General features: G+C 53.2%; 18 protein-coding genes. 5 read left to right on the forward strand and 13 right to left on the reverse strand.

What is annotated here, in order from left to right:
• Positions 1–76 precede the first annotated feature (76 nt).
• From nusB to ribBA, 3 genes are all read right to left on the reverse strand, one after another.
• Complete coding sequence (gene nusB, locus CODIS_RS03915) at positions 77–508, reverse strand: transcription antitermination factor NusB (RefSeq protein ID WP_069121557.1); 432 nt, start codon at positions 506–508, stop codon at positions 77–79.
• A complete protein-coding gene (ribH, locus tag CODIS_RS03920; RefSeq protein WP_069121558.1) occupies positions 508–978 on the reverse strand; it encodes a 6,7-dimethyl-8-ribityllumazine synthase in 471 nt (156 codons plus the stop codon). Before ribH ends, nusB begins: the two co-directional genes overlap by 1 nt.
• A 168-nt stretch (positions 979–1,146) precedes the next feature.
• Complete coding sequence (gene ribBA, locus CODIS_RS03925) at positions 1,147–2,265, reverse strand: bifunctional 3,4-dihydroxy-2-butanone-4-phosphate synthase/GTP cyclohydrolase II (RefSeq protein WP_069121559.1); 1,119 nt, start codon at positions 2,263–2,265, stop codon at positions 1,147–1,149.
• A gap of 240 nt (positions 2,266–2,505) precedes the next feature.
• On the opposite strand from ribBA, the gene CODIS_RS03930 reads away from it, so the two are divergent.
• Positions 2,506–3,225 carry a spondin domain-containing protein gene (locus CODIS_RS03930; protein WP_069121560.1) on the forward strand — a complete coding sequence of 240 codons (720 nt, stop codon included), beginning with the start codon at positions 2,506–2,508 and terminating at the stop codon, positions 3,223–3,225.
• A gap of 9 nt (positions 3,226–3,234) precedes the next feature.
• On the opposite strand, the gene CODIS_RS03935 is transcribed toward CODIS_RS03930, so the two are convergent.
• From CODIS_RS03935 to CODIS_RS03955, 5 genes are all read right to left on the reverse strand, one after another.
• On the reverse strand, positions 3,235–3,897 hold the full coding sequence (locus CODIS_RS03935) for a riboflavin synthase (protein WP_069121561.1): 663 nt from the start codon (positions 3,895–3,897) through the stop codon (positions 3,235–3,237).
• A 2-nt stretch (positions 3,898–3,899) separates the two neighbouring features.
• Positions 3,900–5,000, reverse strand: a complete 1,101-nt coding sequence (gene ribD / locus CODIS_RS03940) for a bifunctional diaminohydroxyphosphoribosylaminopyrimidine deaminase/5-amino-6-(5-phosphoribosylamino)uracil reductase RibD (RefSeq protein ID WP_069121771.1) — start codon at positions 4,998–5,000, stop codon at positions 3,900–3,902.
• Positions 5,001–5,023: 23 nt separating this feature from the next.
• Positions 5,024–5,536 (reverse strand): transcriptional regulator NrdR, encoded by a 513-nt coding sequence (gene nrdR, locus CODIS_RS03945; protein ID WP_069121562.1) that lies wholly within the window; start codon positions 5,534–5,536, stop codon positions 5,024–5,026.
• A 121-nt stretch (positions 5,537–5,657) separates the two neighbouring features.
• The gene (gene glyA, locus CODIS_RS03950) at positions 5,658–6,914 is read right to left on the reverse strand and encodes a serine hydroxymethyltransferase (RefSeq protein WP_069121772.1); all 1,257 of its coding nucleotides are present in this window, start codon (positions 6,912–6,914) and stop codon (positions 5,658–5,660) included.
• A 110-nt stretch (positions 6,915–7,024) separates the two neighbouring features.
• A complete protein-coding gene (locus CODIS_RS03955) occupies positions 7,025–8,650 on the reverse strand; it encodes an XrtA system polysaccharide chain length determinant (RefSeq protein WP_069121563.1) in 1,626 nt (541 codons plus the stop codon).
• Between the two features lie 601 nt (positions 8,651–9,251).
• Here CODIS_RS03955 and CODIS_RS03960 point away from each other — a divergent pair.
• Complete coding sequence (locus CODIS_RS03960) at positions 9,252–9,896, forward strand: endonuclease (protein ID WP_069121564.1); 645 nt, start codon at positions 9,252–9,254, stop codon at positions 9,894–9,896.
• A gap of 104 nt (positions 9,897–10,000) precedes the next feature.
• Here CODIS_RS03960 and purL read toward each other — a convergent pair whose 3' ends face one another.
• Complete coding sequence (purL, locus tag CODIS_RS03965; protein ID WP_069121565.1) at positions 10,001–13,888, reverse strand: phosphoribosylformylglycinamidine synthase; 3,888 nt, start codon at positions 13,886–13,888, stop codon at positions 10,001–10,003.
• Positions 13,889–13,962: 74 nt separating this feature from the next.
• Here purL and CODIS_RS03970 point away from each other — a divergent pair, with 74 nt between their 5' ends.
• The gene (locus tag CODIS_RS03970; protein WP_069121566.1) at positions 13,963–14,085 is read left to right on the forward strand and encodes a single-stranded DNA-binding protein; all 123 of its coding nucleotides are present in this window, start codon (positions 13,963–13,965) and stop codon (positions 14,083–14,085) included.
• Between the two features lie 263 nt (positions 14,086–14,348).
• On the opposite strand, the gene malQ is transcribed toward CODIS_RS03970, so the two are convergent.
• Genes malQ through glgC form a run of 3 tightly spaced genes read right to left on the reverse strand, consistent with a single transcriptional unit; the run spans position 14,349 to position 18,833 of the window.
• Positions 14,349–15,845, reverse strand: a complete 1,497-nt coding sequence (malQ, locus tag CODIS_RS03975) for a 4-alpha-glucanotransferase (protein ID WP_069121567.1) — start codon at positions 15,843–15,845, stop codon at positions 14,349–14,351.
• A 17-nt stretch (positions 15,846–15,862) separates the two neighbouring features.
• Positions 15,863–17,578 carry a glycoside hydrolase family 57 protein gene (locus tag CODIS_RS03980; RefSeq protein ID WP_069121568.1) on the reverse strand — a complete coding sequence of 572 codons (1,716 nt, stop codon included), beginning with the start codon at positions 17,576–17,578 and terminating at the stop codon, positions 15,863–15,865.
• Complete coding sequence (glgC, locus tag CODIS_RS03985) at positions 17,568–18,833, reverse strand: glucose-1-phosphate adenylyltransferase (protein ID WP_069121569.1); 1,266 nt, start codon at positions 18,831–18,833, stop codon at positions 17,568–17,570. The genes CODIS_RS03980 and glgC overlap by 11 nt, the downstream gene beginning before the upstream one ends.
• Before the next feature lie 213 nt (positions 18,834–19,046).
• On the opposite strand from glgC, the gene glgB reads away from it, so the two are divergent.
• Complete coding sequence (gene glgB / locus CODIS_RS03990; protein ID WP_069121570.1) at positions 19,047–21,221, forward strand: 1,4-alpha-glucan branching protein GlgB; 2,175 nt, start codon at positions 19,047–19,049, stop codon at positions 21,219–21,221.
• A 36-nt stretch (positions 21,222–21,257) separates the two neighbouring features.
• Here the strand turns inward: glgB and pgi are convergent, their stop codons facing one another.
• Positions 21,258–22,904 (reverse strand): glucose-6-phosphate isomerase, encoded by a 1,647-nt coding sequence (pgi, locus tag CODIS_RS03995; RefSeq protein WP_069121571.1) that lies wholly within the window; start codon positions 22,902–22,904, stop codon positions 21,258–21,260.
• A gap of 196 nt (positions 22,905–23,100) precedes the next feature.
• On the opposite strand from pgi, the gene glgA reads away from it, so the two are divergent.
• Positions 23,101–24,561: a glycogen synthase GlgA gene (glgA, locus tag CODIS_RS04000; protein ID WP_069121572.1), complete on the forward strand. Its 1,461-nt coding sequence runs from the start codon at positions 23,101–23,103 to the stop codon at positions 24,559–24,561.
• Positions 24,562–24,576: the final 15 nt, after the last annotated feature.

The raw sequence follows: 24,576 nt of genomic DNA on the forward strand, positions 1-24,576 counted from the left end.
GCTGGAGCTGTCCAAAACATATATGCGGTATGGATACAAGGATGAAGAATGACGATGGTGCTGCTATCGGGTAATCCTAGCTTCGCCCCACATTGACCTCTACGGCACGTACCTTTCTAGCCACCTGATCGAGCACGCCATTGACGAACTTATGGCCCTGCTCCGCGCCAAACACCTTGGCCAGTTCCACTGCCTCATTGATTACCACACGATAGGGAATTTCCGGCTTGTGGCTCAATTCATAGGCACCCAACCGCAGAATCGCACGCTCGACCGGATCCACACTCTCGATGGCCCGGTCCAGGGTTGGCTTGAGTAATTCATCCAATTCCACCAGGTGGCCTGGCACGCCTTTCATCAAATCCTGGAAGTAGGGAATCTCAAAACTGTTGAGATCCTGTTCCTCGAGAAACTGATTGATGATATCTGGGATATCCTGACCGGCTATCTGCCACTGATAGATAGCCTGTACCGCATGCTTGCGCGCCTGGTTGCGTTTTTCACTCATCAACCGATCTGACGCAAGAGGTTAACCATTTCAATGGCAGACAGGGTTGCCTCTGCTCCCTTGTTCCCCGCCTTGGTGCCGGCGCGCTCGATGGCTTGCTCAATCGTGTCCACGGTCAATACACCGAAAGCGATTGGAACTCCATGTTTCAGCATAACCTGCGCCATGCCTTTCACACACTCACCGGCGACGTAGTCGAAATGCGGCGTGCCCCCGCGTATCACAGCACCCAATGCGATGATGGCGTCATACTCGCCCTTCGCCGCCAATTTCTCCAATGCCAACGGCATCTCGAACGCACCCGGTACACGTACCAGGGTAATGTCGTCCTCACTGGCACCATGTCGCTTCAGGGTATCCACGGCCCCATCCAGCAGACTTTCTACAATGAAGCTGTTGAAACGCGCCACCACCAGACAGAAGCGTGCCTTCTCGACACTCATTGCCCCTTCGATTGTCTTTATACTCATCTATCACTACCCTGAAGTTGAAACTGATGTTTACCGTTCGCATCTAAACTATAGTCAGAGTCCATTCATTTCGACGCATAATTTTACGATCCTGACGTCTCACCACCCTCTTTCTCGATATATTGTACCGATTGGCCGCAGCCGCCGATCGCATTCGCAATAGGCGATCTACTTTTCACCCACCACGTACTCGGTAACTTCCATATCGAATCCTGAGAGGGCATGAATGCTTTTCGGCGCACTGAGCACCCGCATTTTTCTTACCCCGAGATCGAACAGTATCTGTGCCCCGACACCATAGGTTCGCAACTCCTTGCTGTTGTCTCGCTTGATAAACTTTTTCTGCGAATTGTCGAGAGCCTGCATGTCGATCATTCTCTGCACGATCTCTCTGGCCGAATCGTGATTCCTCAGCACCACGATGACACCCTCGTCCTCCTTGCCGATCATACTCATGGCATTTCGCAACGGCCACCCGCATTCACTGATTTTAGCTTCGAAGAGATCACAAAGACTGTTCTGCATGTGGACCCTGACCAGCGTCGGCCGGTCGGCGGCGGGATGCCCCCTGACCAGCGCCAGATGGAGTTCGTTGTCCACCATATCCTGGTAGGCAACCAGCCGAAAATTGCCGAATTGCGTGGGAAAATTACACTCACTCACCCGTTCGATAGTGGTCTCGTTTCGTATTCTGTAGTGAATCAGATCGGCAATGGTCCCAATCTTCAGGCCGAAGTCTGCAGCGAATTTCTCCAGATCGGGACGGCGGGCCATGGTTCCATCCTCATTGAGGATCTCAACGATAACCGAAGCCGGTGAATGACCCGCGAGACGCGATAAATCACAGCCTGCCTCGGTGTGACCGGCACGCACCAGCACGCCACCGGGTTGCGCCATCAGGGGAAAGATATGTCCCGGCTGGACGAGATCCTGCGGCTTTGCATCTTGGGCCACGGCTGCTCGGATGGTCGTGGAGCGGTCCGCTGCGGAAATCCCTGTTGTGACCCCGTCCGCCGCCTCAATGGACACCGTGAAGTTAGTGGCGGAAAGCTCATCATCGGTAGTGACCATCAGTGGCAGCCGCAGCTGGCTGCACCGCTCCTTGGTGAGAGTCAGACAGATCAAACCACGCCCATAACGGGCCATGAAATTGATTGCGTCCGCTGTCACGCACTCAGCCGCCATCACCAGATCGCCCTCGTTTTCTCGATCCTCATCGTCCATGATGATGACCATCTTCCCCTGCCTTAGGTCGTCAATGATCTCTTCTGTGGTGTTAAGCGCCATGTACTACCCATGAAATTATGTTCAAAGTTAACCGCTTATTGTAACAGAGCAATCTGATCAGGGCATCTGAATTTCATCCACCAGGTTCCTGTGCATTCATTCCAGGTGGCAGGGTCAGTTGCCGGTCGACTCCTCCCATGTGATCTATTTGTGATGATTTCGTGACCGGAAATGGAAGTTAGAGGTACAGACTCTCATACACAGCAAAAATACCACCCCGATCTCAAAGAGGAGAAGATCATGAATAAAAACCTGACCGCCATAGCCGCATCTGTCGGCTTGCTTATCTCTGCAAACACCTTTGCAGATGGAAGAGAAATCAGTATTGAAGTCACGAATCTGACAAACGCCGTCTACTTCACGCCACTGCTGGTAGCCGCCCACAAACGCAATACCCACCTGTTTGAAATCAGTACACCTGCCTCCGCCAATCTGCAGGCGATGGCTGAGGGTGGCAACATCGATGGTCTGATAGGCGATGTGGAAGCAGCCGGCGGCGAGTATGTCGCCAATCCGGCTTCCGGCCTGTTGGCGCCGGGCGCCAGTGCCGAGGCGGTCATCGACAGGCCAAGGAAGAGAAACCGATACCTCTCGATCGTGGGTATGCTTCTACCCACCAATGACGGCTTCGTCGGCCTTGATGGGTTGAGAATCCCCAAGAAAAAAGGGACTTACACCTACTATCTGCACGGCTATGATGCCGGTACCGAAGCGAATGACGAAATCATTAACGGTGGTGGCGCTCCCGGCACACCGGGTATTCCGGCCGATCCCGGTGGTAATGCAGGGAGTGGGGGCGTTGCCTCAGTGGGACCGGACCACAATCAGACAGTCCATCTGCATCGGGGCGTGATCGGTGATGACGATCCATCGGGCGGCATAAGCGACCTCGATGCCAGGGTGCATACCTGGCAGGGCCCCGTAGCCCGTTTGGTGCTGCGTATCAATGAGGACGACTGAAGCGACAGCCTAACTTCGAATAAATCCGTGCTTCTTAAGCAGTGTCTCGGTCACCCCCGAGACACTGTGTTTTGTCTCCTCTCCACCCAACACCAGGCGTTCCAGGTAGCGGGCAACCAGATCGACTTCAAGATTGACTTCGCTACCAACCCGGTAGTTTTCCATAATGGTCTGTTTCAGCGTATGGGGAACGATGTTCAAATCGAAACCGGAGCCCTCCACGCCGTTCACTGTCAGGCTTGCGCCATCGACGCAGATCGATCCTTTATGGGCAATATAGCGCGCCAACCCTGCCGGCGCTTCTATTCTGAAACGTATCGAGCGGGCGTCATCCCGCCGTTCCACCACACGCCCCACACCATCCACATGACCACTCACCAGATGTCCCCCCAGGGGGGTACTCAGGGTCAACGCCTTTTCCAGGTTCACCGGACTCCCGGGTTGCAGTTTCTCAAGCGTGGTGAGTGATAGTGTCTCCCGTGAAACATCGGCGCTGAAGCCCTCTCGCGACAAATCGATCACGGTCAGGCAGATACCGTTGGTGGCAATGCTGTCACCCAATGTCACATCGCTCATATCGAGCTGACCGCCGTTGACTGTCAAGCGCAGATCACCCTGTCTGGTCTCAATGCCGGCGATCGTGCCGACTGCCTGGATGATACCGGTAAACATGCTCAGCCCCCAGTTTCACTAAGTCTTGCGGTAATACGAATATCGGTTCCAACCTGACGTAAATCAGTCACCTGCAATGCGATACGATCAGCCATTCGCGCAATACCGGGGAGAAGGAAGAGGCCCCGTCCCTTGTTTCCCATCAGATGCGGTGCCTGATAGATTATCAGCTCATCCACCAGACCCTGTTCCAGCATTGCGCCAGCCAGGGTCGCCCCCGACTCCAACAGAACCTCATTGATCTCCTGTTCTCCCAGAAAGCGTATTACCTGGTGTAGATCGAGTCGCTGTTTGTCTCCCGGCAGCCTCACAATTTGCGCACCGGCAGCCTCCAGTGCAGCGCCATGGACCGGTTGCTCGTCACTGCAGATAATCAGCGTGGGTCCCGGCAAACCGAGCATTTTAGCGTCCCCCGGTGTAGCAAGTTCAGGATCCAGCACTACCCGAACCGGGTGCGGAATCGGAACACCTTCCTCAAGACCCAGCTCCATCGCGGACAAGCGAACATTCATAGAGGGATCATCGGCCAGCAGGGTCCCTACGCCCGTGAGTATGGCTGCGCTCTGGGCGCGCAACTTTTGCACATCCACCCGGGCTGCGGGTGATGTTATCCATTGGCTCTCACCATCAGCCATGGCTGTGCGGCCATCCAGACTCATAGCCATTTTGCACCGTATATAGGGCAGCCCATGGATCATGCGCTTAATAAACCCCGGGTTAAGTGCCTCCACCTGTGGCCGCATCACTCCCTCAGTGACCTGGATGCCGGCTTGACGCAACAGTTCCAGGCCTTGTCCCGCCACCAAGGGATTCGGATCAGGCATCCCCACCACGACACGTTTTACACCCGACTCAATAAGGGCCTCAGTGCACGGGGGTGTCCTGCCATGATGGCAGCATGGCTCCAGGGTTACATAGGCTGTCGCCCCACTGGCGGCCACACCCGCCTTTGCCAGGGCATTGCGCTCGGCATGGGGTTCCCCGGCACGCCGGTGGTAACCTTCGGCAATGACCTCACCCTCTTTGACGATCAGACAGCCGACACGGGGATTTGGGTGGGTGCTGTACCAACCCAGCCTGGCAAGTTGAATGGCCCGCGCCATAAAGCGTTGGTCGAGGGCGCTGTTCAACGCTTCTTTTCCTCGTCGCGCAACAGTTCAAGCTGTCGCCGATGCTCTTCAGGACTCGGTTGTTGCTCCAGCTTTTCGATCTCTTCGCGAAAGGCATTCACGTCTTCGAATTTACGATATACGGAAGCGAACCTGACATAGGCAACCTGATCCAACCGCTTCAACTCATCCATCACCAGTTCGCCAATCGCCAGCGAAGCGACCTCCCGCTCACCACCCGCCATCAATTTTCGGGTAATGTGGTTGATTGCCGTATCCAGGTGCTCAGCGCTCACTGGCCTCTTTTCCAGTGCGCGAGCCATCCCCGCTCGAAGCTTGCGACCGTCGAAATGGACCCGGCTGCCATCCTGTTTCACCACCCAGGGAAGATTGAGTTCTGCCGTCTCGTAGGTAGTGAAGCGCTCCTTGCAGACCGTGCACTCGCGACGCCTGCGAATCTGATCACCCTCTCCGGCAAGTCGGGAGTCGATAACTTTTGTATCCTGGGCTCCACAGAATGGACAACGCATCTTTATAAATTTTGAATTCTGATTTTTGAGTTTTGAATTTTACTGCTCACTCTGCACGTACCTCTATCGCTAAGTAACCGTGTGAAGCATGCAAATTGCATTCAGCACTCAAAATTCATCATTAATCCTTATAAACAGGATATTTGGCACAGATTGCAAGAACCTTTGCCCTGACTTCATCGATAACCGCCTGATCACCCCGACTGTCGATCACATCACACATCCAACCCGTCAACTCCACGCAATCCTTTTCGCTGAAACCACGGGTTGTAACCGCAGGTGTACCGACCCTTATCCCCGACGTCACAAATGGCGACTGAGGATCATTGGGCACCGCATTCTTGTTCACAGTTATATTCGCCGCACCCAGCCAGGCATCAACATCTTTACCGGTCAGGCCTGCCTCGATGAAACTGACGAGAAAGAGATGATCATCCGTTCCCTTGGAGACCACATCATATCCCCGTTCCGTGAAGACCTTGGCCATGGCGCGTGCATTCTCGATGACATCCCGTTGATAGGCCTTGAATTCAGGTTCCATCGCCTCTTTGAAGGCCACAGCCTTGGCCGCGATTACATGCATTAACGGGCCACCCTGTGTGCCTGGAAAGACCAGAGAATTCAGCTTCTTTTCGATTTCCGGATTGGCCTTGGCCAGGATCAACCCGCCACGTGGTCCACGCAGGGTCTTATGTGTGGTGGTCGTGGTGACATCCGCAATCTGTACAGGATTGGGGTAGTGTCCGGCGGCTATCAGGCCGGCAACGTGGGCCATATCGACAAACAGAAAGGCACCCACTTCATCGGCAATATCACGAAATCGTTGCCAATCGACTACCCTTGAATAGGCGGAAAAACCGGCCACGATCATTTTCGGTTTATGCTCTCTGGCCAGGCGCTCAACTTCGTCGTAGTCGATTTCACCGCTATCGGGATTCAATCCATATTGGATTGCATTATATATTTTTCCGGAGAAGTTGGGCTTGGCGCCATGGGTCAGATGACCACCATGCGCCAGACTCATACCGAGTATGGTATCCCCAGGCTCACACAATGCCATATAGACCGCTGCATTGGCCTGGGAACCGGAATGGGGCTGCACATTGGCATAGTCCGCACTGAACAGCGCCTTGGCACGATCGATGGCCAGCTGCTCGGCAACATCGACATTTTCACAACCGCCATAATAGCGCTTCCGCGGATATCCCTCCGCATATTTGTTGGTCATCACTCCACCCTGGGCCTGCATGACCCTTGGGCTGGTGTAGTTTTCTGACGCTATGAGTTCAATATGCTCTTCCTGACGCCGCTCCTCTGCCTCTATGGCTGCCCAAAGTTCGTCGTCATAACCCTGAATCTGCATGCTTTTTTCGAACATCTCGTTCTCTCCGGCCATAGTGGAAGGGCGGAAATATATCAAAATATCGGATCTGAGTCCTGTGCTATTGAGAGTGGCCTGATCGATCCAACCACCCCAATGGGAGGGATTTAGGTACCATTGCGGAGAAGCGAGAGAAGACCCGATTGTTTGACCAACATAATGATGTCTTCCCTCATGCCCATGACATGGATGAGTACGATACCGACGAACAGCAGAAACAGCAGGATAACGACGGATACGAAACCGCCGATTTCAAGCCGCCGCTTCATCCTCACATCATCCGTCATTAATCTCGTTACCTGTCCCAGAACAGGAAACTCCAATTCCGCCCTGAGTGTGCGCATATCAAAATAGACGGGCTTTATTGTCGACAGCAGAAATGCCAGGCCCCCGCCAACACCCAGTGCCCCCAACAGGACCAGGGCGGACAATAGCAGTCGTTTTGGACCGACGGGGAGTATGGGGACCTTGGGCGGCTCGACAATTCTGAATTTTAGATTGTCGCCGGCCTCATCGGCCTGTTCCGACATCCTCGCCGATTCGAGCCTTTGCACCAATTCCTGGTAGTTCTCTTTATTGATGGAGTAGTCACGGTTTAGCCGGGTCAACTCCGCTTCAACTTTAGGCAGGGTATCCAGTTTCTTTTTGAGTTCATTGACTCGGGCTTGATACTCATCATGACGCAGCCGAATCGTCCTCAATTCGACCTCTGATTCACGATAGGAGAGTTTCAACTGCTCTAACGCCGTCGATACGGAACTCGGTGCAGAAAGCGCACTCGATGCCACGGGGGGTGCCGCAGCCGCCTGCTGCTTCAAATCCTCGATGGTTTCCTTCAACTCCTGAACATCCGGATGCTCCTCTGTATACCGCAGTAGCAGTTCATCCAGACGTGTCTGCATCGCGAGCAAACGCTGTGCCGTCGGCGAATCGGCATTTGCTGATACACCAAGACTGGCTCCCCTCTGCTCCTCTTCCGCAAGTGTTGTCGTATATTGCCGCTTAAGCTCGTCACGTCGAATCCGGGCCTCTTTGAGTTGCAGCTGAATATCCTCAAGTCCCGTCCTGGCCTCTTCAAGTCGCTGGAATATGCCAGCCCCTTCCCGGGGCAAGGTATCGACATTCTTGCGTTTGAATTCGGTCAGCCTGTTTTCGGCCTCGACAAGTCTGGTTTCATATTCCCGAATCTGCTGTTGCAGAAACTTTTGCGCGGCATCCGACTCGATACGGGTATCGCCCAATGCGCTCTCGACAAAGATGTCGAGCAATACCTGCACCACTTTTTGCGCCATGAAACGGTCACTATAGACATATCTGATGGTATAGAAATTCTCCGTTTCACGTGTACCTGGAATACGTCGTCGATCGACATCGATTACGATGGTTTTCCTTAGCCAGCCTATAAGTTGTTCGCGCTCTTCATGGTTTGTAGCGAGGTGATCCAAGTCCGTTTGGAGTATCAGCTTTTGCAGATTCTCATGACTCAGCAGGGTTCTGGTCATCAGGTGCAGACGTTGATTCATGTCGTTTTGCACCGCCAAACCCTCGAGAAGCGGCCGCAGCACACTCTCGGTATCCACATACACCTTTGCTTCGGATTCATATTTATCAGGCAGTATGAATATTGCCGCCCAGCCAATCAAAGCAACTGCCCATGCGACTGCAACTGCCGGCCATCTAAAGCGCCATGCCGACCGAATATAATTCTTTATCTGTAAAATAATATCGTTCATTTACCTGAGTTGAATATGCAATGGTTAACAGCGCTTCCACTCGATTCCATAGCCAAGCCTGATTATGTTATTTTTCCCTGATGAATCACCGTCCCTGGAAACTTCATCCTTATCCATCCGTTCAGTCTATATAGTCCAACACAGCTAATCCAGCTTTAGATACCATTCAATTCATCGGTGTGGCAAGCTGCTGATTTCACTTCTTTCCAACCCGCATTGCCGGAATTATCCCGATACGCAATCCATCGATGGAAGGGAATTCCGACATATACCCTGATTAGAGTACAACACACTCCGCTTGGATGGCTTGATTGGATCTGCATCCGGTATCAAGCCCTCACCTGACAGACACTACCCGGCAGCCAGGTGAATCCGCCTACCAATCTATTGAATTTTTATTTAAAATCAATAGATTAAATAAAAAAAGGCATCGATGACAACACTAATTCGGGGGGTTATTACCCACATTTAAGCTATATTATGCTACGAGAGGCATGACAGGCGTATGTAGCGCCATGGCCTCTCATGCCTGACACATCTGACAGACAAACCGGCAGTAATCACCCAATAGACAACACGGCATCGAGAAAGGTCAGACACCATGAATGGCAACTTGAAGTGTGTTGATGGTTTGTACTACCCGGAGTTCCATGCCGGCTGGGGTGGCTGTGCCGAAGAGTTGTTTCACTATACATCAAGATATTTTGTCTGTACTCAGGCTTTTCTAAGGAACCTCGCGGATCAACGCCAATTCAATATGTCCGGTTACCAGGCCGGCAATCTGAGCAAAACGCAACGACACCTGATGGCTGCGATACTTGCTTGTGAACCAAACCTGCAATCCGCCCGAGGCATTACCCAGATAGTCCGATCTGTGATAAACGGTGAGACCGAGATCAGTGAAGCCCTTGCTGAGGCCTACAGGGAATATCTGAATGTGATACCGGAGGATGTGGAACTCGTCTATTCTTGCCGGGCACATCATCACAACCAACCGGATGTCGCCCCCCTCGATCCCTTCCTGAATCTCGCCGGTCGCTTGAATCTTCCGGTAGCGGTACACCCACTTCATCTTGAGGTACCGTTGAAGGCACTGGCGCAACACCTCGACTCACCCAACTCCTCCCTGCGCAACAGCCTCCAGGAGGCGATTCTAAATCTCCACTTCGCCGGTTATGCACTCAAGAATCATCCAGGATTGACCCACAAGTCAGCACGGAAATTGGGAGATGAACACTCTCTCTGAAAACCGGTTTGGTTCACGCCCTGATCGGGTAGCGAAACAGAGGCCGCAAATGAGTGCCAATCACCGCTAACAACACATCCTGGATTCTGCTCACTGCAGTGTCTTCAATCCACCCAGACCCGGGCATTGCGAAACAGTCGCAACCATGGGGCGTCCTCGTCCCAATCATCCGGGTGCCAGGAGTACTGAACCGTACGGGTGACACGCTCCGGATGCGGCATCATAATCGTCACCCGGCCATCCTTGTTACAAAGCCCCGCGATCCCTTCGGGAGAACCGTTAGGATTGGCCGGATAGCGGCTAGCCAATTCACCATTGTTTTCGAGATAGCGCATCACCGTGAGTTCACCTGCATCCTGTAGATGCTGCGGGTCGTTGAACTCGGCACGCCCCTCGGCATGGGCCACAACGATCGGTATTCTGGAACCGCTCATTCCGTTCAACAGGATTGATGGTGTGTCACAGATCTCTACAGTGACAAGTCGCGCCTCGAACTGCTCGGATCGGTTACGCACGAAATGGGGCCAGTGATCGGCGCCCGGAATCAGTTGATGTAGATTGGAGAGCATCTGACAGCCGTTGCAGACACCAAGCGCGAAGCTATCCCGGCGGTTGAAAAAGGCTTCGAACTCATCCCTGGCCCGGCTGTTGAACAGGGCGGATTTGGCCCAACCCTCTCCCGCGCCCAATACATCCCCATATGAAAAACCGCCACAGGCCACCAGGCCTCTGAAACCACTCAGGCCGACACGACCCTCGATGATATCCGACATATGCACATCCACACACTCGAACCCGGCGCGGTGGAAGGCAGCCGCCATCTCCAGCTGCCCGTTGACGCCCTGCTCACGCAATATCGCCATTGGCGGCCTGATGCCGGTGGCCACCATCGGTGAGGCGATATCTTCATCGGGATCGAAGTTGAGTTTTATCTGAATACCGGGATCCGCTTCAGCGATACGATCATACTCCTCCTGAGCACAGTCAGGGTTGTCGCGCAATGCCTGCATCTGACGCGTGGTCTCCGACCAGGCCTGTTGAAATTCTACCCTGGTGGCACTCAACACCTTTTTTCCGGCCCGTGTGAATTCAACCCGGTCATCACCGTTGAGGGTTCCGATCACATGGCTGCAGCGCCCCAGCCCATTATCGCTCAACATCTTCAATACTTCATCGGTATCACGGTGAGGCACTTGTATCACCGCCCCCAACTCCTCACTGAAGAGTATGGCAAGGTCATCGTCCCCAAGATCATCGATCTCCACACTCACACCACAACGACCGGCGAATGCCATTTCACAGATTGTTGTGAACAATCCGCCGTCCGAACGGTCATGATAGGCCAATATCAGGTCGTTCTGGTTGAGTTCTTGAATCAGTGCGAAAAAGCGTCGCAAGGCATCCGGATCCTCCAGGTCGGCGCCATGGTGGCCAATCTGTTGATAGACCTGGGCCAACGCGGTGGCCCCCAGGCGGTTCTTCCCCTTTCCCAGATCGATCAAAATCAAATCGGAATCCCCGGCATCGCTACGCAACATCGGCGTTTGGGTGGACCTGATATCCATCACCGGGGCAAAGGCGGAGACGATCAGGGAAAGGGGTGCAGTCACGGCAAGCTCCTGGTCACCCTCATGCCACACCGTCTTCATCGACATAGAATCCTTGCCCACCGGGATGGCGATACCCAAGGCCGGACACAACTCCATACCCACCGCCTTCACCGTTTCATAGAGCTTCGCATCTTCTCCGGGATGTCCGGCCGGCGCCATCCAATTGGCAGAGAGCTTGATATCGGACAGTTTTTCGATTCTCGCCGCCGCGATATTGGTAATCGCTTCGCCGATCGCCATGCGTCCTGATGCAGGGGCATCCAGCAGTGCCAACGGGGTCCTCTCTCCCATCGCCATGGCCTCACCGGTGTAGCCCATCAGCCCGGAAGATGTCACAGCCAGATCAGCAACCGGGACCTGCCAGGGCCCCACCATCTGATCACGATTCACCATGCCGGTGATCGAACGATCACCGATTGTGATCAGGAAAGTCTTGTTGGCCACAGTCGGCAGCTGCAGCACCCTCAGGGCAGCCTGTTTGAGATCGACGCCGGAAAAATCGAGCTGCTGTTTTTGAAAGGTCTTGCGTCGCACATCCCGCAGCATCCGCGGCGGTTTACCGAACAGCAGGCTCATCGGTATATCGATGGGATTATTGTCGAAATGGGCATCGCCCAAAACCAGATGCTCCTCATCCATCGCCTCGCCGACGATAGCATAGGGGCAGCGTTCACGCTCACAGATCGCCTTGAACTCATCCAGTTTGTCCACATCGATGGCCATGACATAGCGTTCCTGGGACTCATTGCACCAGATTTCCATCGGTGACATTCCGGGATCGTCATTCGGCACTGTGCGCAGCTCGAAACGTCCGCCTAATGCGGCGTCGTGAACCAGTTCCGGCAATGCATTGGAGAGGCCACCGGCACCCACATCGTGGATAAACAGAATCGGATTGGCATCCCCCCGCACCCAACAGGCATCGATCACCTCCTGACAACGACGCTGCATCTCCGGGTTTGAGCGTTGCACGGATGCAAAGTCGAGATCCTCCGCAGAAGTACCACTAGCCATGCTGGAAGCCGCGCCGCCACCAAGACCGATCAGCATGGCCGGACCCCCGAGGACAACCAAGGGTGATCCGCTGGGAAAGCCACCTTTTTCGATATGTTCGGCGCGGATATTCCCCAAACCACCCGCCAACATGATCGGTTTGTGATATCCGCGCAGCTCCTCTCCAACCGGTCCAGGCACCCGGGCCTCATAAGTGCGGAAATATCCATTCAGGTTCGGGCGGCCGAATTCATTATTGAATGAAGCGGCGCCGATCGGGCCCTCCAGCATAATATCCAGGGCGGAAACGATACGGCCGGGTTTGCCGTAGTCGACCTCCCAAGGCATTTGACCATCGGGAATACGCAGATTGGAGACTGAAAAACCGCACAGGCCCGCCTTCGGCTTGGCGCCCTTTCCAGTCGCCCCCTCGTCACGAATCTCACCCCCGGATCCTGTGGCAGCCCCCGGATCGGGAGAGATCGCCGTTGGGTGGTTGTGGGTCTCCACCTTCATCAGAATGTGGATATCCTCCTGGCCGAAGCTGTAGACATTGGTTTCCGGATCAAGCACGAAACGCTCTGCGCTCGGACCGCTGATGACAGCGGCATTGTCTTTGTACGCCGAAAGGACGTCAGCTGGCGAGCTGTCGGTCGTATTGCGAATCATCTCAAACAGGGATCGCCGCTGATGCTCACCATCGATAATCCAGTCTGCGTTGAATATCTTATGTCTGCAGTGTTCTGAATTGGCCTGGGCGAACATCATCAATTCCACGTCGGTGGGATTACGTTGCAGGGACTGAAAGCTTTCCACCAGATATTCGATCTCGTCATCCGACAGCGCAAGGCCCAACTCCGTATTGGCATTGTGTAATGCCCTCTCCCCACCTCCCAGAATATCCACTTGGATGTAGTGCTTAGGCTCGGCCCGATTGAATAGGCAGGTCGCATCCTCAGCATCCGACAGCACAATTTCGGTCATGCGGTCACGCAACTGTTCGGCCGCAATCACATACTGTTTACTGTCAAGCCCCCTTTCATCCAAGGTCAGATAGAATGCCAAGCCGCGTTCCAGGCGTTGTATTTTCTGTAAGCCGCAGTGGTGGGCGATATCGGTGGCCTTGGTAGACCAGGGCGAGAGAGTACCGGGTCGTGGGACCACCAATAAAAGAGTGCCATCATGCCGTATATCAGGCATGGCGGGCCCATAGCTCAACAGATTGTCGAGCACTGCCCTCTCTCTCTCATCGAGGGATTGGTTGACATCGGCAAAATGGAGATACTCCGAGACAACACCCGCTTTTCCGTTTAGCAAGCCTGAGAGACGTTGGGCGAGTTTCTGTAGACGAAATTCAGAGAGGGCTGGCGCGCCACGGAGAATCAACATTGGGCCTTTATCCTGCAGGTCGGAAAAAGCACAATGATACTCGAAAAACACCAATTAAGAGAGCACCGTAATCCATGAGTAATATCCTGATAGCCATCTCATTGATCATCCTCCTCGCACTGGGCGTCGCCGCACTCTTTCTCGCCGGCAGCAGCCACAACTCCTCATCTGCGGAGGATCCCAGCGAAGAGGATTAAGGGCTTTTGAATCCAATCGCTTATGCAAATTGTTACATAAATGATTGGATTGATTTTTCTCAATGAAACAAAAGTCGGTGGATGGTGAAATAGTGCCAAGTCAGCCGTAACTGCATTGTGACGGCGGCTTATCTCCTCCATCCTCCTTTGGTATAGCCACTTCGGCCTAGTGTCGGAGTGGTTTTTTTTCGCGATCGCCCTCTCGACTCATGATATTAACGTATCAACTATGTTTGTCGTGTTGATAATTCACTCATTGACCGTTATCTGCCGTACATCTTGATGGAACGTAACAGGCGCTCGGTAGTGCCGTGCTTAATCTGATCCCAATCGAATCTCCAATCCCAATTGCCCTCTGTAGTGCCCGGAGTGTTCATCCGGTGAGCCCCATCAAGGCCCAGCACATCCTGGAAGGGGATTACCGCCAGATTGGCCCTGGAAGCCAGGGCAGTACGAATCAGAGGCCATGGCATGGCCTCACGCGGCTTGCCCAGATAGTTATCGACAAACTCGCGTGTTCCGTCATCAAGCCCCCTATACCAGCCCAGGGTAGTGTCATTGTCGTGGGTTCCGGTATAGACAACCGAGTCGCGGGTGTGATGGAACGGGAGGTAGGGGTTATCCGACCCCCCGGAAAAAGCAAACTGCAGGATCTTCATGCCGGGCAGATGATAGGCCTTGCGCAAAGCATCCACCTCCGGTGTGATTACACCCAGATCCTCTGCCACCAGCTCCAGATCCGGCAGATCAGTATAGAGTTGTTCGAACAATCTTTCACCGGGAGCCTCCACCCACCTGCCATTAACCGCTGTCTTTTCCTCTGCCGGTATCTCCCAATAGGCTTCAAATCCCCGAAAATGGTCGATACGCAAAAAATCGAACAGGGTTGACTGAGCCCTGAGGCGTTCGATCCAGAACGAAACATCATCCGCTTCCAGCCTTTCCCAGCAATAAAGCGGATTACCCCAGCGCTGCCCGGTCTCGGAAAAATAGTCGGGAGGCACACCGGCAACCACTCTGGGATGACCATCCTCGAGCAGATCAAAGAACTCACGATGGGCCCACACTTCAGCACTATCATGAGCCACGAAGATGGGAAGATCGCCAAATAACAGTACCCCACGCTCATTGGCATAATGTTTCAGATTCATCCACTCGGTAAAAAACAGATATTGTTCAAAGCGAATAACGTCAATGGTCTCTGTGAAGCGTGCTCTTGTCTCTGCAATCGCCTGTGGCTCCCTGTCCCTCAGGGTAGTATGCCATTCCCACCAACAGCCCCCCTCTTCCTGGTGCAATGCCTGGAACAGGACATAATCCTCAAGCCAGTGCTTCTGCTCTGCTACAAAGCGTTGGTAATCGTCCCTGTCACCCTTATCGGCGCGCTCCTTAAACCCTTCCCAAGCCAGCTTTATGGCATAGCTTTTCACTGCGTCGGAGAGTACATCCTCGCTTTCGGGTATAGCTTCAAGCCAACCCTTTTGCAGTGGCAGCTCCAGACTTATCAGGCGGGGATTGCCAGCGTAGACGGAACTGCTCTGATAGGGTGAATTGTCATGCATGGTGGGCCCGATCGGTAGAATCTGCCAGACGCTCACCCCTGAGGAGACCAGGAAATCGACGAAATGATAGGCATCTCTGCCCAAATCCCCAACCACACCCGGTCCGGGAAGGGATGTGATATGTAAAAGAATGCCTGCCCGGCGACGGGTCAAAATCTGATGGACTGGCCGAAAATTTTCTTCGGCGACATTATTCATTCACGTGTCTCATCACATCAATCATTTTTCTTCATTACCCCACCCAGGGATGGATTACCACTTCCTACGGCAAAGACTTGAGATAGATAGTCGGGTTTGGGTTCTCCCAGCAGGTCGAAAAGGTAGGAAAGCTGGCTGCGAAACAGCTGTTCGAAATCGCTGACGGTTTCACCTGGATTATAGTCTCCAAACCACCAGAACCAATCAGATCCCTCACAAATCGCTAACTGTTTTTCCAACTCCGCCAACTTTCGCTTGCTGAAATTATTCTGTGCCAATACTTGATCATATACCTTCTTTGCATCCCCCAGCAGATCCCAGGCACGATTCTTGTCCTTGTCGCCGATCCAGGTAGTGAAGGTACCGTAAACCCAACTGCCCGCCACCAGTTTCGAGAGTCTGGGAGGCGGCTGCCGTTGACGATCCAGTACTTCAGAAAATGTAGTTAGAGCTAACCGGGGATGTTGTGATAGACGTTCGTACATGGCCCGCAGAAAGTAGCTTCCATTGTAGGGGTAGTATTCCCAGGCGTTCTCCCCGTCCATGATTATCGAGACCACGGCATCAGGATTGTCCTGACAGGCATCGGCGATATTTACAAGATGGTTTATCAAATCCCCCACCGCGTCGTCGGAATGCCACTCACCGTAGGTGAATCCGATCAGATCGGAGAGGCCATCGTCCCGAAAGAACATGTTCAGATGACCCTCCTGGACACAGTAGGCCGAATGCACCCAGTTGTCGGGAAGGGGTGAATCGCCGCCTCCGGCCATCAGGCTGTTACTCAATACCTGTTGACCGGTGGCTGCCCATTCAAAGCCCTCTTCCTCCAGCATCTTCAGGGTCGCCTCACTGACACCACCCTCTGAAGGCCAACACCCTTTAGGCTTGAAGCCAAAATAGTTCTTGAATACCTCGATGCCTTTACGCATATGCCAACGGGCCCGTGATTCCCCACCTGGATACTCCTCCAGCCTGGGCATGGCAATCGTCGGCAAGGCCTCTTTGGCGGCATTTATATCTGCCAGCAGGGGAATGATCGGGTGGGCGTAGGGTGTCACCGAAAGCTCTACCTGGCCCTTATCCGCCAGTTTTGCGTAACGTGGGGTGAGATCGCTCAAAATCTCCCAGATCATCTCGATCATGCGACGCCGGTCATCCTGGTCGAAACCATGCCCCTTTGCCTGCAAGGACCGCAACCGAATATCGTTCATCCGCTGGCATTCGCCGACCCAGGCCAGATGGTACCAGATCAAAAGATCGACCAGATATTGATCGTTGAAATAGGCAATCATGGCCTCGTTTTCCAGTGCATGCTTGGCCAGCGCCGCCAATTCACTGAAATGTTTGAAACGGCTGATGAGGCGATTTTCATTGGCCTTGAGACAGGCGGAAATAATCGCCTTGCGGGATTCTGTATCCACCGGAAGTCCCGGTCCGGCGAGCGCCGCCAGCAACGGATCGCGAATCAAGGTACCTTTATTCAGCCAAGCCTTGATCTGGGTAGCATAGTCATCGATCTGTTCCAACAAAACAGGGGCAAAATTCACCACCGCCTTGGCATCCGGCGTGTGCTCCAGATGGGCCGCCATATCAGAGTAGTCTTTGATGCCGTGCAGATAGACCCAGGGTAACAGATACTCACTATCATCCGGCCCCTTATAGTAGGGCTGATGCATGTGCCAGCATAAGACAACCTGCAAGCGGTTGTCCGGATCTAAATCATCTGACATGGTGGATTACCTGGCCTAACATTTCCGGCGTCACCAATACGACACCCTTTTCACTGACATAAAAGCGTTCCGCATCCAGGGCCGGGTCCTCACCGATGACCGTGCCCTCCGGTATATCACAACCACGATCGATCACCGCTTTGCTGATACGGCAGTTGCGTCCGATGTTAACATCCGGCAAAACAACGGTTTCATTCACTTCACTGTAGGAATTGACACGCACATTGGAAAAAAGCAGTGAATTCGTTACTTTGGCGCCCGATATGACACATCCGCCAGAAACCATGGAATCAACCGCCATGCCCCTACGCTCGTCGTCATCAAAGACAAACTTTGCGGGCGGCAACTGCTCCTGATAGGTCCAGATCGGCCAACTCCGGTCATAGAGATTGAGGGGGGGTGTAACACCGATCAGCTCCAGATTGGCCGTCCAGAACGCATCAATCGTACCCACATCCCGCCAGTAGGCCTGCTTACCGCTGGTGGCATCTCTGAAACGATAGGCCATCACACGGTATTTCTCGATCACTTTGGGTATGATGTCCTTGCCGAAATCGTGGGATGAGTTGGGCGTATCCGCATCTTTAATCAACTGCTCAAACAAGAACTTACGGTTAAACACATAGATTCCCATCGAGGCCAGAGCCTCATTCTCCTTACCTGGAATCGGCTTCGGATTGGCGGGTTTCTCATGGAAATCGACCACCCATCCGTCACTATCCACCGTCATCACACCAAACTCTTTGGCACTCTCCAGATCGACCGTGAGGCAGCCAACGGTCATATCGGCGCCGGATTCCACATGTTCGGCGATCATGGTGCCATAATCCATTTTATAGATATGGTCTCCCGCCAGGACCAATACATAATCCGGGTTGTGGCTGCGGAGGATGTCCAGATTCTGGTAGACCGCATCAGCCGTACCCTCGTACCAGCTGCTTTCGATGCGCTGCTGGGCCGGGAGCAACTCCACGAATTCACCAAATTCACCCCGCAGAAAGCCCCAACCACGCTGAATATGCAACAACAGTGAATGGGCTTTGTATTGCGTCAGCACACCCACCTGGCGAATACCGGAATTGATACAGTTGGAGAGGGGGAAATCGACGATCCTGAACTTCCCTCCAAAGGGTACCGCAGGCTTCGAACGCCATTTAGTCAGGTGCTTGAGTCGGGAACCGCGTCCACCCGCCAGTATCAGGGCAAGCGTATTGCGAGTCAGCCGGCTGACGAAACGCGGACTCTGTTCAGTCATCGATCACTCCTCCATTGCCAAAGCTGGCCAAAAATTACTGCAAATTCTACTCGTGAGTAGCTAGCGCCTGTTAACGTCCATCCAATCGGCCCTAGTTTAATTATGTGCTCCGCTCTCAAATGAGAATGAACCTGTTGATGAGACGGAAGTGTTGGTATGTTAACATCATGTCCCCTTCAAGGCGTACCGTTCAAAGCAGGTTTCTTAAAGTTGATGATGAGTAAAATTCCAGTGGCGTTGAAACGGATTATTGATGCCCGTCACCATGATCCATTCGAGGTGTTGGGCAGACATGTCCATGGTGACGACTGTCGCATCAGGGTATTCATGCCACAAGCGGAAAAAGTCACTTTGGAGGATGGACAGCACCCTTTCAGGCGTCTTCAAGGTACCGATTTTTTTGAGCTGGAGGCAGCGGCTGACAAGATCGATGAGCACTATCGGCTGGAGTGGCAGGACAAATCAGGGCAAATCCATAAAGCCTACGATCCATACTGTTTTCCGCCCCTTTTGCCGGAGTTCGACCTCCATCTATTCAGCGAAGGCAAGCACCGTCATGCCTACCGCTTCTTTGGCGCCCACCCGTATGAAACAGTCGGGATAAGCGGGATACTGTTTGCCGTCTGGGCGCCGAACGCCGCCAGAGTTTCCGTGGTGGGTAATTTCAACCACTGGGACGGACGGGTTCACCCGATGCGTTCAAGGGGAGGCTCCGGTGTCTGGGAGCTGTTCATTCCCGAACTGGGGCATGGCAGTTTGTACAAATTCGAAATCCGCACTCAGGACGGACACATCTCACTGCGTACAGACCCCTATGGGAATTATTTTCAATGCCGCCCGGACACAGCGGCCATCGTGGTCTCTGAGAGTGACTATGAGTGGGGTGACGGGGAGTGGATAAACAACCGAGCCACTTCCAACTGGCAACAGGAACCGATGTCTATCTATGAGGTCCATCTGGGATCCTGGCGGAGAGACGACCAGGGAGGATTCCTGAACTATCGCGACCTAGCCCACCAACTTACAGACCATGCCAACAGGGTCGGCTTTACCCACATCGAGCTGTTGCCCATTACCGAGCACCCCCTGGACGGCTCATGGGGCTACCAGACAACCGGCTACTTCGCCCCTACCAGTCGTTTCGGCACGCCCGATGACTTCCGCTATTTCATCGATTACCTGCATCAGAACGGCATCGGCATCATCCTCGACTGGGTCCCCGCCCATTTCCCCCGTGATCGATATGCCCTGGCCAGATTCGATGGCTCTGCACTGTATGAACATGAGGACCCCCGCAAGGGTGAGCACCGGGATTGGGGCACCCTGATCTTTAATTTCGGCCGCAACGAGGTACGAAATTTTCTCATCTCCAGCGCCATCTACTGGTTGGAGGAGTTTCACATCGACGGCTTACGTGTCGATGCGGTTGCCTCCATGCTCTATCTCGATTACTCCCGCGAACCCGGAGACTGGGTGCCCAATCAATACGGGGGACGGGAGAATCTTGAGGCGGTTGACTTCCTGCGGGAACTCAACAGCGTCACCCATGACTTCCACCCGGGAACACTGATGATCGCGGAGGAGTCCACTGCCTGGCCTCAGGTGTCGCGTCCGACCTGGCTGGGGGGACTGGGTTTCAGCATGAAGTGGAACATGGGTTGGATGCACGATACGCTCTCTTACACCTCTCAGGATCCAATCTATCGCCACTATCATCATGATCTGCTGACCTTCGGGCTTCTCTATGCCTTCACCGAGAATTTCGTGCTGCCCTTCTCTCACGATGAGGTTGTCCACGGCAAAGGTTCGATGATCGACAAAATGCCCGGGGATGAGTGGCAAAAATTTGCCAATTTACGACTTCTCTATACCTATATGTTCACCTACCCAGGGAAAAAGCTCCTGTTCATGGGCAGTGAATTCGCCCAGGGCTGCGAATGGAACGATAGTGAGGCCCTGGACTGGTTTCTGCAGGAGCATCCTTCCCACAAGGGGATAACCGCACTTCTGACCGATCTCAACAGGCTCTATCGAGAACAGCCGGTACTGCACCAGATTGAATTTGAATATCCTGGTTTCGACTGGATCGATTGTCATGACAGCTCACAGTCGATTCTCAGCTATGTGAGAAAAGATCGGGACGGTAATGAAATACTGATCATCCTGAACTTCACTCCGGTACCGCGCGAGAACTATCGGATAGGCGTCAACCACCCCGGGAACTATGCGGAGATCTTCAATTCCGATTCTGAATTTTACGGGGGCAGCAACATGGGCAACGGCAGCGGATTGGTCTCCGAGGATAATCCCTGGATGGGGCGCAGCCAGTCGATAGCATTGACCCTGCCGCCTCTGGGGGCGATCCTGTTACACAAGCAAGAAGGTTGAAGCAAAACACCTCGATATTGGCATGGCGTAGACTGACTACCGCTTTCTATGTCGATGGAAGTATGTAATCAACCCCTGAGTGGAGCTGTCGTGCCGGGAGGGCTGCTGTTCGTCCGACAGCTCAGGCAAAATCACGCCAGCCAGCTGTTTCCCCAATTCCACCCCCCATTGATCGAAGGAGTTGATCCGCCAGATGACGCCCTGGATGAAGATCTTGTGTTCATACAAAGCGATTAGGGATCCCAGTCGTGACGGGGTTATCTTATCCACAAGCAGGGTATTTGAGGGTCTATTTCCGGGAAAGATCCGGTGAGGCAGAAGATCCACGATCTGCTCAGGTTCCAGGCCTGCCTGTTCCATCTCCTCGCGTGCTTCGGTACGTGTCTTACCACGCAACAATGCCTCAGTCTGCGCCAGACAGTTGGCAAACAGTTTCTCGTGATGATCCCCTGTCTCGTTATGGCTGTTGACCGGAATAATGAAGTCGCAAGGAATGAGTTGCGTTCCCTGATGGATGAGTTGATAGTAGGCATGTTGCCCGTCGGTACCGGCCGTACCCCATACAACAGGACCGGTAAGATAATCGACAGGCCGTCCGAAGCGAGTGACGCGCTTACCGTTGCTCTCCATATCCGCTTGTTGCAAATAGTCTGGTAGATACCTCAGATACTGGTCATAAGGGAGAATCGCATGGGTACGCGTTTTGGCAAAATCGATATACCAGATACCCAGCAGCGCCATGATGACCGGCATGTTTTCAGAGAGATCGGCATGCAGGAAATGTTGGTCCATTTCATGGGCACCTTCCAACAGTTCAAAAAAATTCCGCATGCCGATTGCAATTGCGATGGGCAGGCCAATCGCTGACCAGAGTGAATAGCGTCCGCCAACCCAATCCCAGAATTCAAACATATTGGCGGTATCGATACCGAATCGAGAAACCGCCTCAACATTCGTCGAAACAGCAACGAAATGGCGAGCCACGGCCGCTTCATCATTAAGTTCATCCAACAACCATTTTCGAGCAGTTACTGCATTGGTCAAAGTCTCTTGTGTAGTAAAGGTTTTTGACGCGATGATAAACAGCGTGGTTTCCGGATCCAGCGCACTAACGGTATCAACAATATGGGTACCGTCCACGTTTGAAACGAAATGCATCCTCAGATCTGGTTTCTGATAAGGTTTGAGTGCTTCACAGACCATCAGTGGTCCCAGATTGGAGCCGCCGATGCCGATATTGACCACATCGCTGATCGGCTTTCCTGTATAGCCCTTCCAATCACCGCAGCGCACCGATTCGGAAAATGCCTCCATTCTCTGCAGAACGGCATTGACAGATGGCATCACATCCTCACCGTCGAACCAAATGGGTTGGTTGGAACGGTTCCGCAAGGCCACATGCAGCACCGCTCTATTCTCGGTGATATTCAATCGTTCACCGGAAAACATGCGGCGGCGCCAACCATCAACATCGACAGCCTGCGCCAATTCCAGCAGAAGATTCATCGATCTTGCGTTAATCCGGTTCTTTGAATAATCGAGCATGATCCCGCATTGCCGAATAGACATCTGCTCCGCTCTCTCCGGCCCCTGTTGAAACAGGTCACGCATCTGGAGTGGTTCGACTTCGGCCCAGTGCTTTTCGAGGGCCATCCATTCGTCTGTCTGATTTATCTCGGTCATGATTTAAATGCGTTATATATTTGAATATTAGTTCCAGTTTTTATACAAAAGGCGGTAGGTATAGCAAGATACCATATGACGTATCGTAAAGCTGTGAAGGTAAATGATAAAATAGCGCAACAAACGACTGTCGATGCAGAATCTGCCGACTTAGGGCCTGTTAACAGCCCCAAAAAAATAAGGATAATAAAAGGCCATGAAAATCCTCTTTGCCAGCAGTGAAGCCACACCGTTAATCAAAACAGGCGGCTTGGCTGATGTTGCAGGTAGCTTGCCTGCCGCACTTAATAACATAGGCCAGGATTGTCGCCTGATTCTCCCCGGTTATCCAGATGTTCTGGAAAAAGCGGACAATCTACAAAGCCTGACACAACTGGAAATTGCTGGCGAAACTTCGCCGGTCCGACTTTTACAGGGGAGCTGCGGTCCTCACAGGGTACCGCTGTATGTGATCGACGCACCCCACCGGTTCAACCGTGCAGGTAATCCCTATCTATCCCCTGAGGGTATGAACTGGCCCGATAATGCGGAACGTTTCAGCCTCTTCTGTCATGCGGTGACAGAGTTGGCCTTAAACCGGATAGATCACGACTGGCAGCCCGATGTTGTACATGCGAATGACTGGCAGACCGGTCTCATCGCACCATTGCTCTCCACACAGGAAAATCGACCCGCAACCCTGTTTACAATCCACAATCTGGCCTATCAGGGACTCTTCGATCATGCCACCTTTCTGCGCCTCGGGCTCCCGGATGAACTTTGGTCATACCATCATCTGGAGTTTCATGACCAGCTCTCATTTATCAAAGGGGGAATCGCACTCTCAGACCGGGTAAACACAGTCAGCCCCAGCTATGCTGCAGAGATTAAGACAGCCGAGTTCGGTTATGGACTTGAGGGACTGCTAAACCATCGCAAGGACCATTTCAGCGGGGTTCTCAATGGGATCGATTACCACGAGTGGGATCCGCTTAACGACCGGCATATCGACACACCCTACTCCGCCGAAAGCTTTGCCGACAAACGCAACAATAAACTGGCATTGCAACAGGAATACGGACTTCCCGAGGATGAGAATATCCAACTATTCGGTTATATCGGCCGATTGGTTGATCAGAAGGGTGTCGACCTGATTCTCCAGGTTTTGCCCGGTATTATGGATGCAGGGGCTCAAATGGTCATGCTGGGTTCGGGCAACAAGGATCTTGAGCACGCACTGGAGAAAATCAGCAACCGCTATCATAGCCGCGTCGGGGTATTTATCGGATATGATGAAGGCCTGTCACACCGTATCGAGGCAGGGTGCGATTCATTCATCATGCCCTCCCGCTTCGAACCCTGCGGATTGAATCAGATGTACAGCTTGAGATACGGTACTGTCCCCATCGTTCGCCGCACTGGCGGTCTCGCCGATACTGTGGTTGACGTCAATCCAACAACCCTTGTAAATGGCAGCGCAACAGGCTTCGTCTTTGACAATGCAGATGGCAGCAGCTTGTGGGGGGCCATGGAACATGCAATCAATTTTTATCGACGCTCGGCCACAGACTGGGAAATTCTTGCCAGAACGGGGATGCAGCAGGATTTCAGTTGGGAGGCCAGCGCTCAACACTATCTGGAACTTTACCAGACGGCCATCGATGAGCCTGGCCTCTAGAGCCAGTTAACACTA

This window comes from Candidatus Thiodiazotropha endolucinida (genome assembly GCF_001715975.1).
Lineage (GTDB): Bacteria > Pseudomonadota > Gammaproteobacteria > Chromatiales > Chromatiaceae > Thiodiazotropha > Thiodiazotropha endolucinida.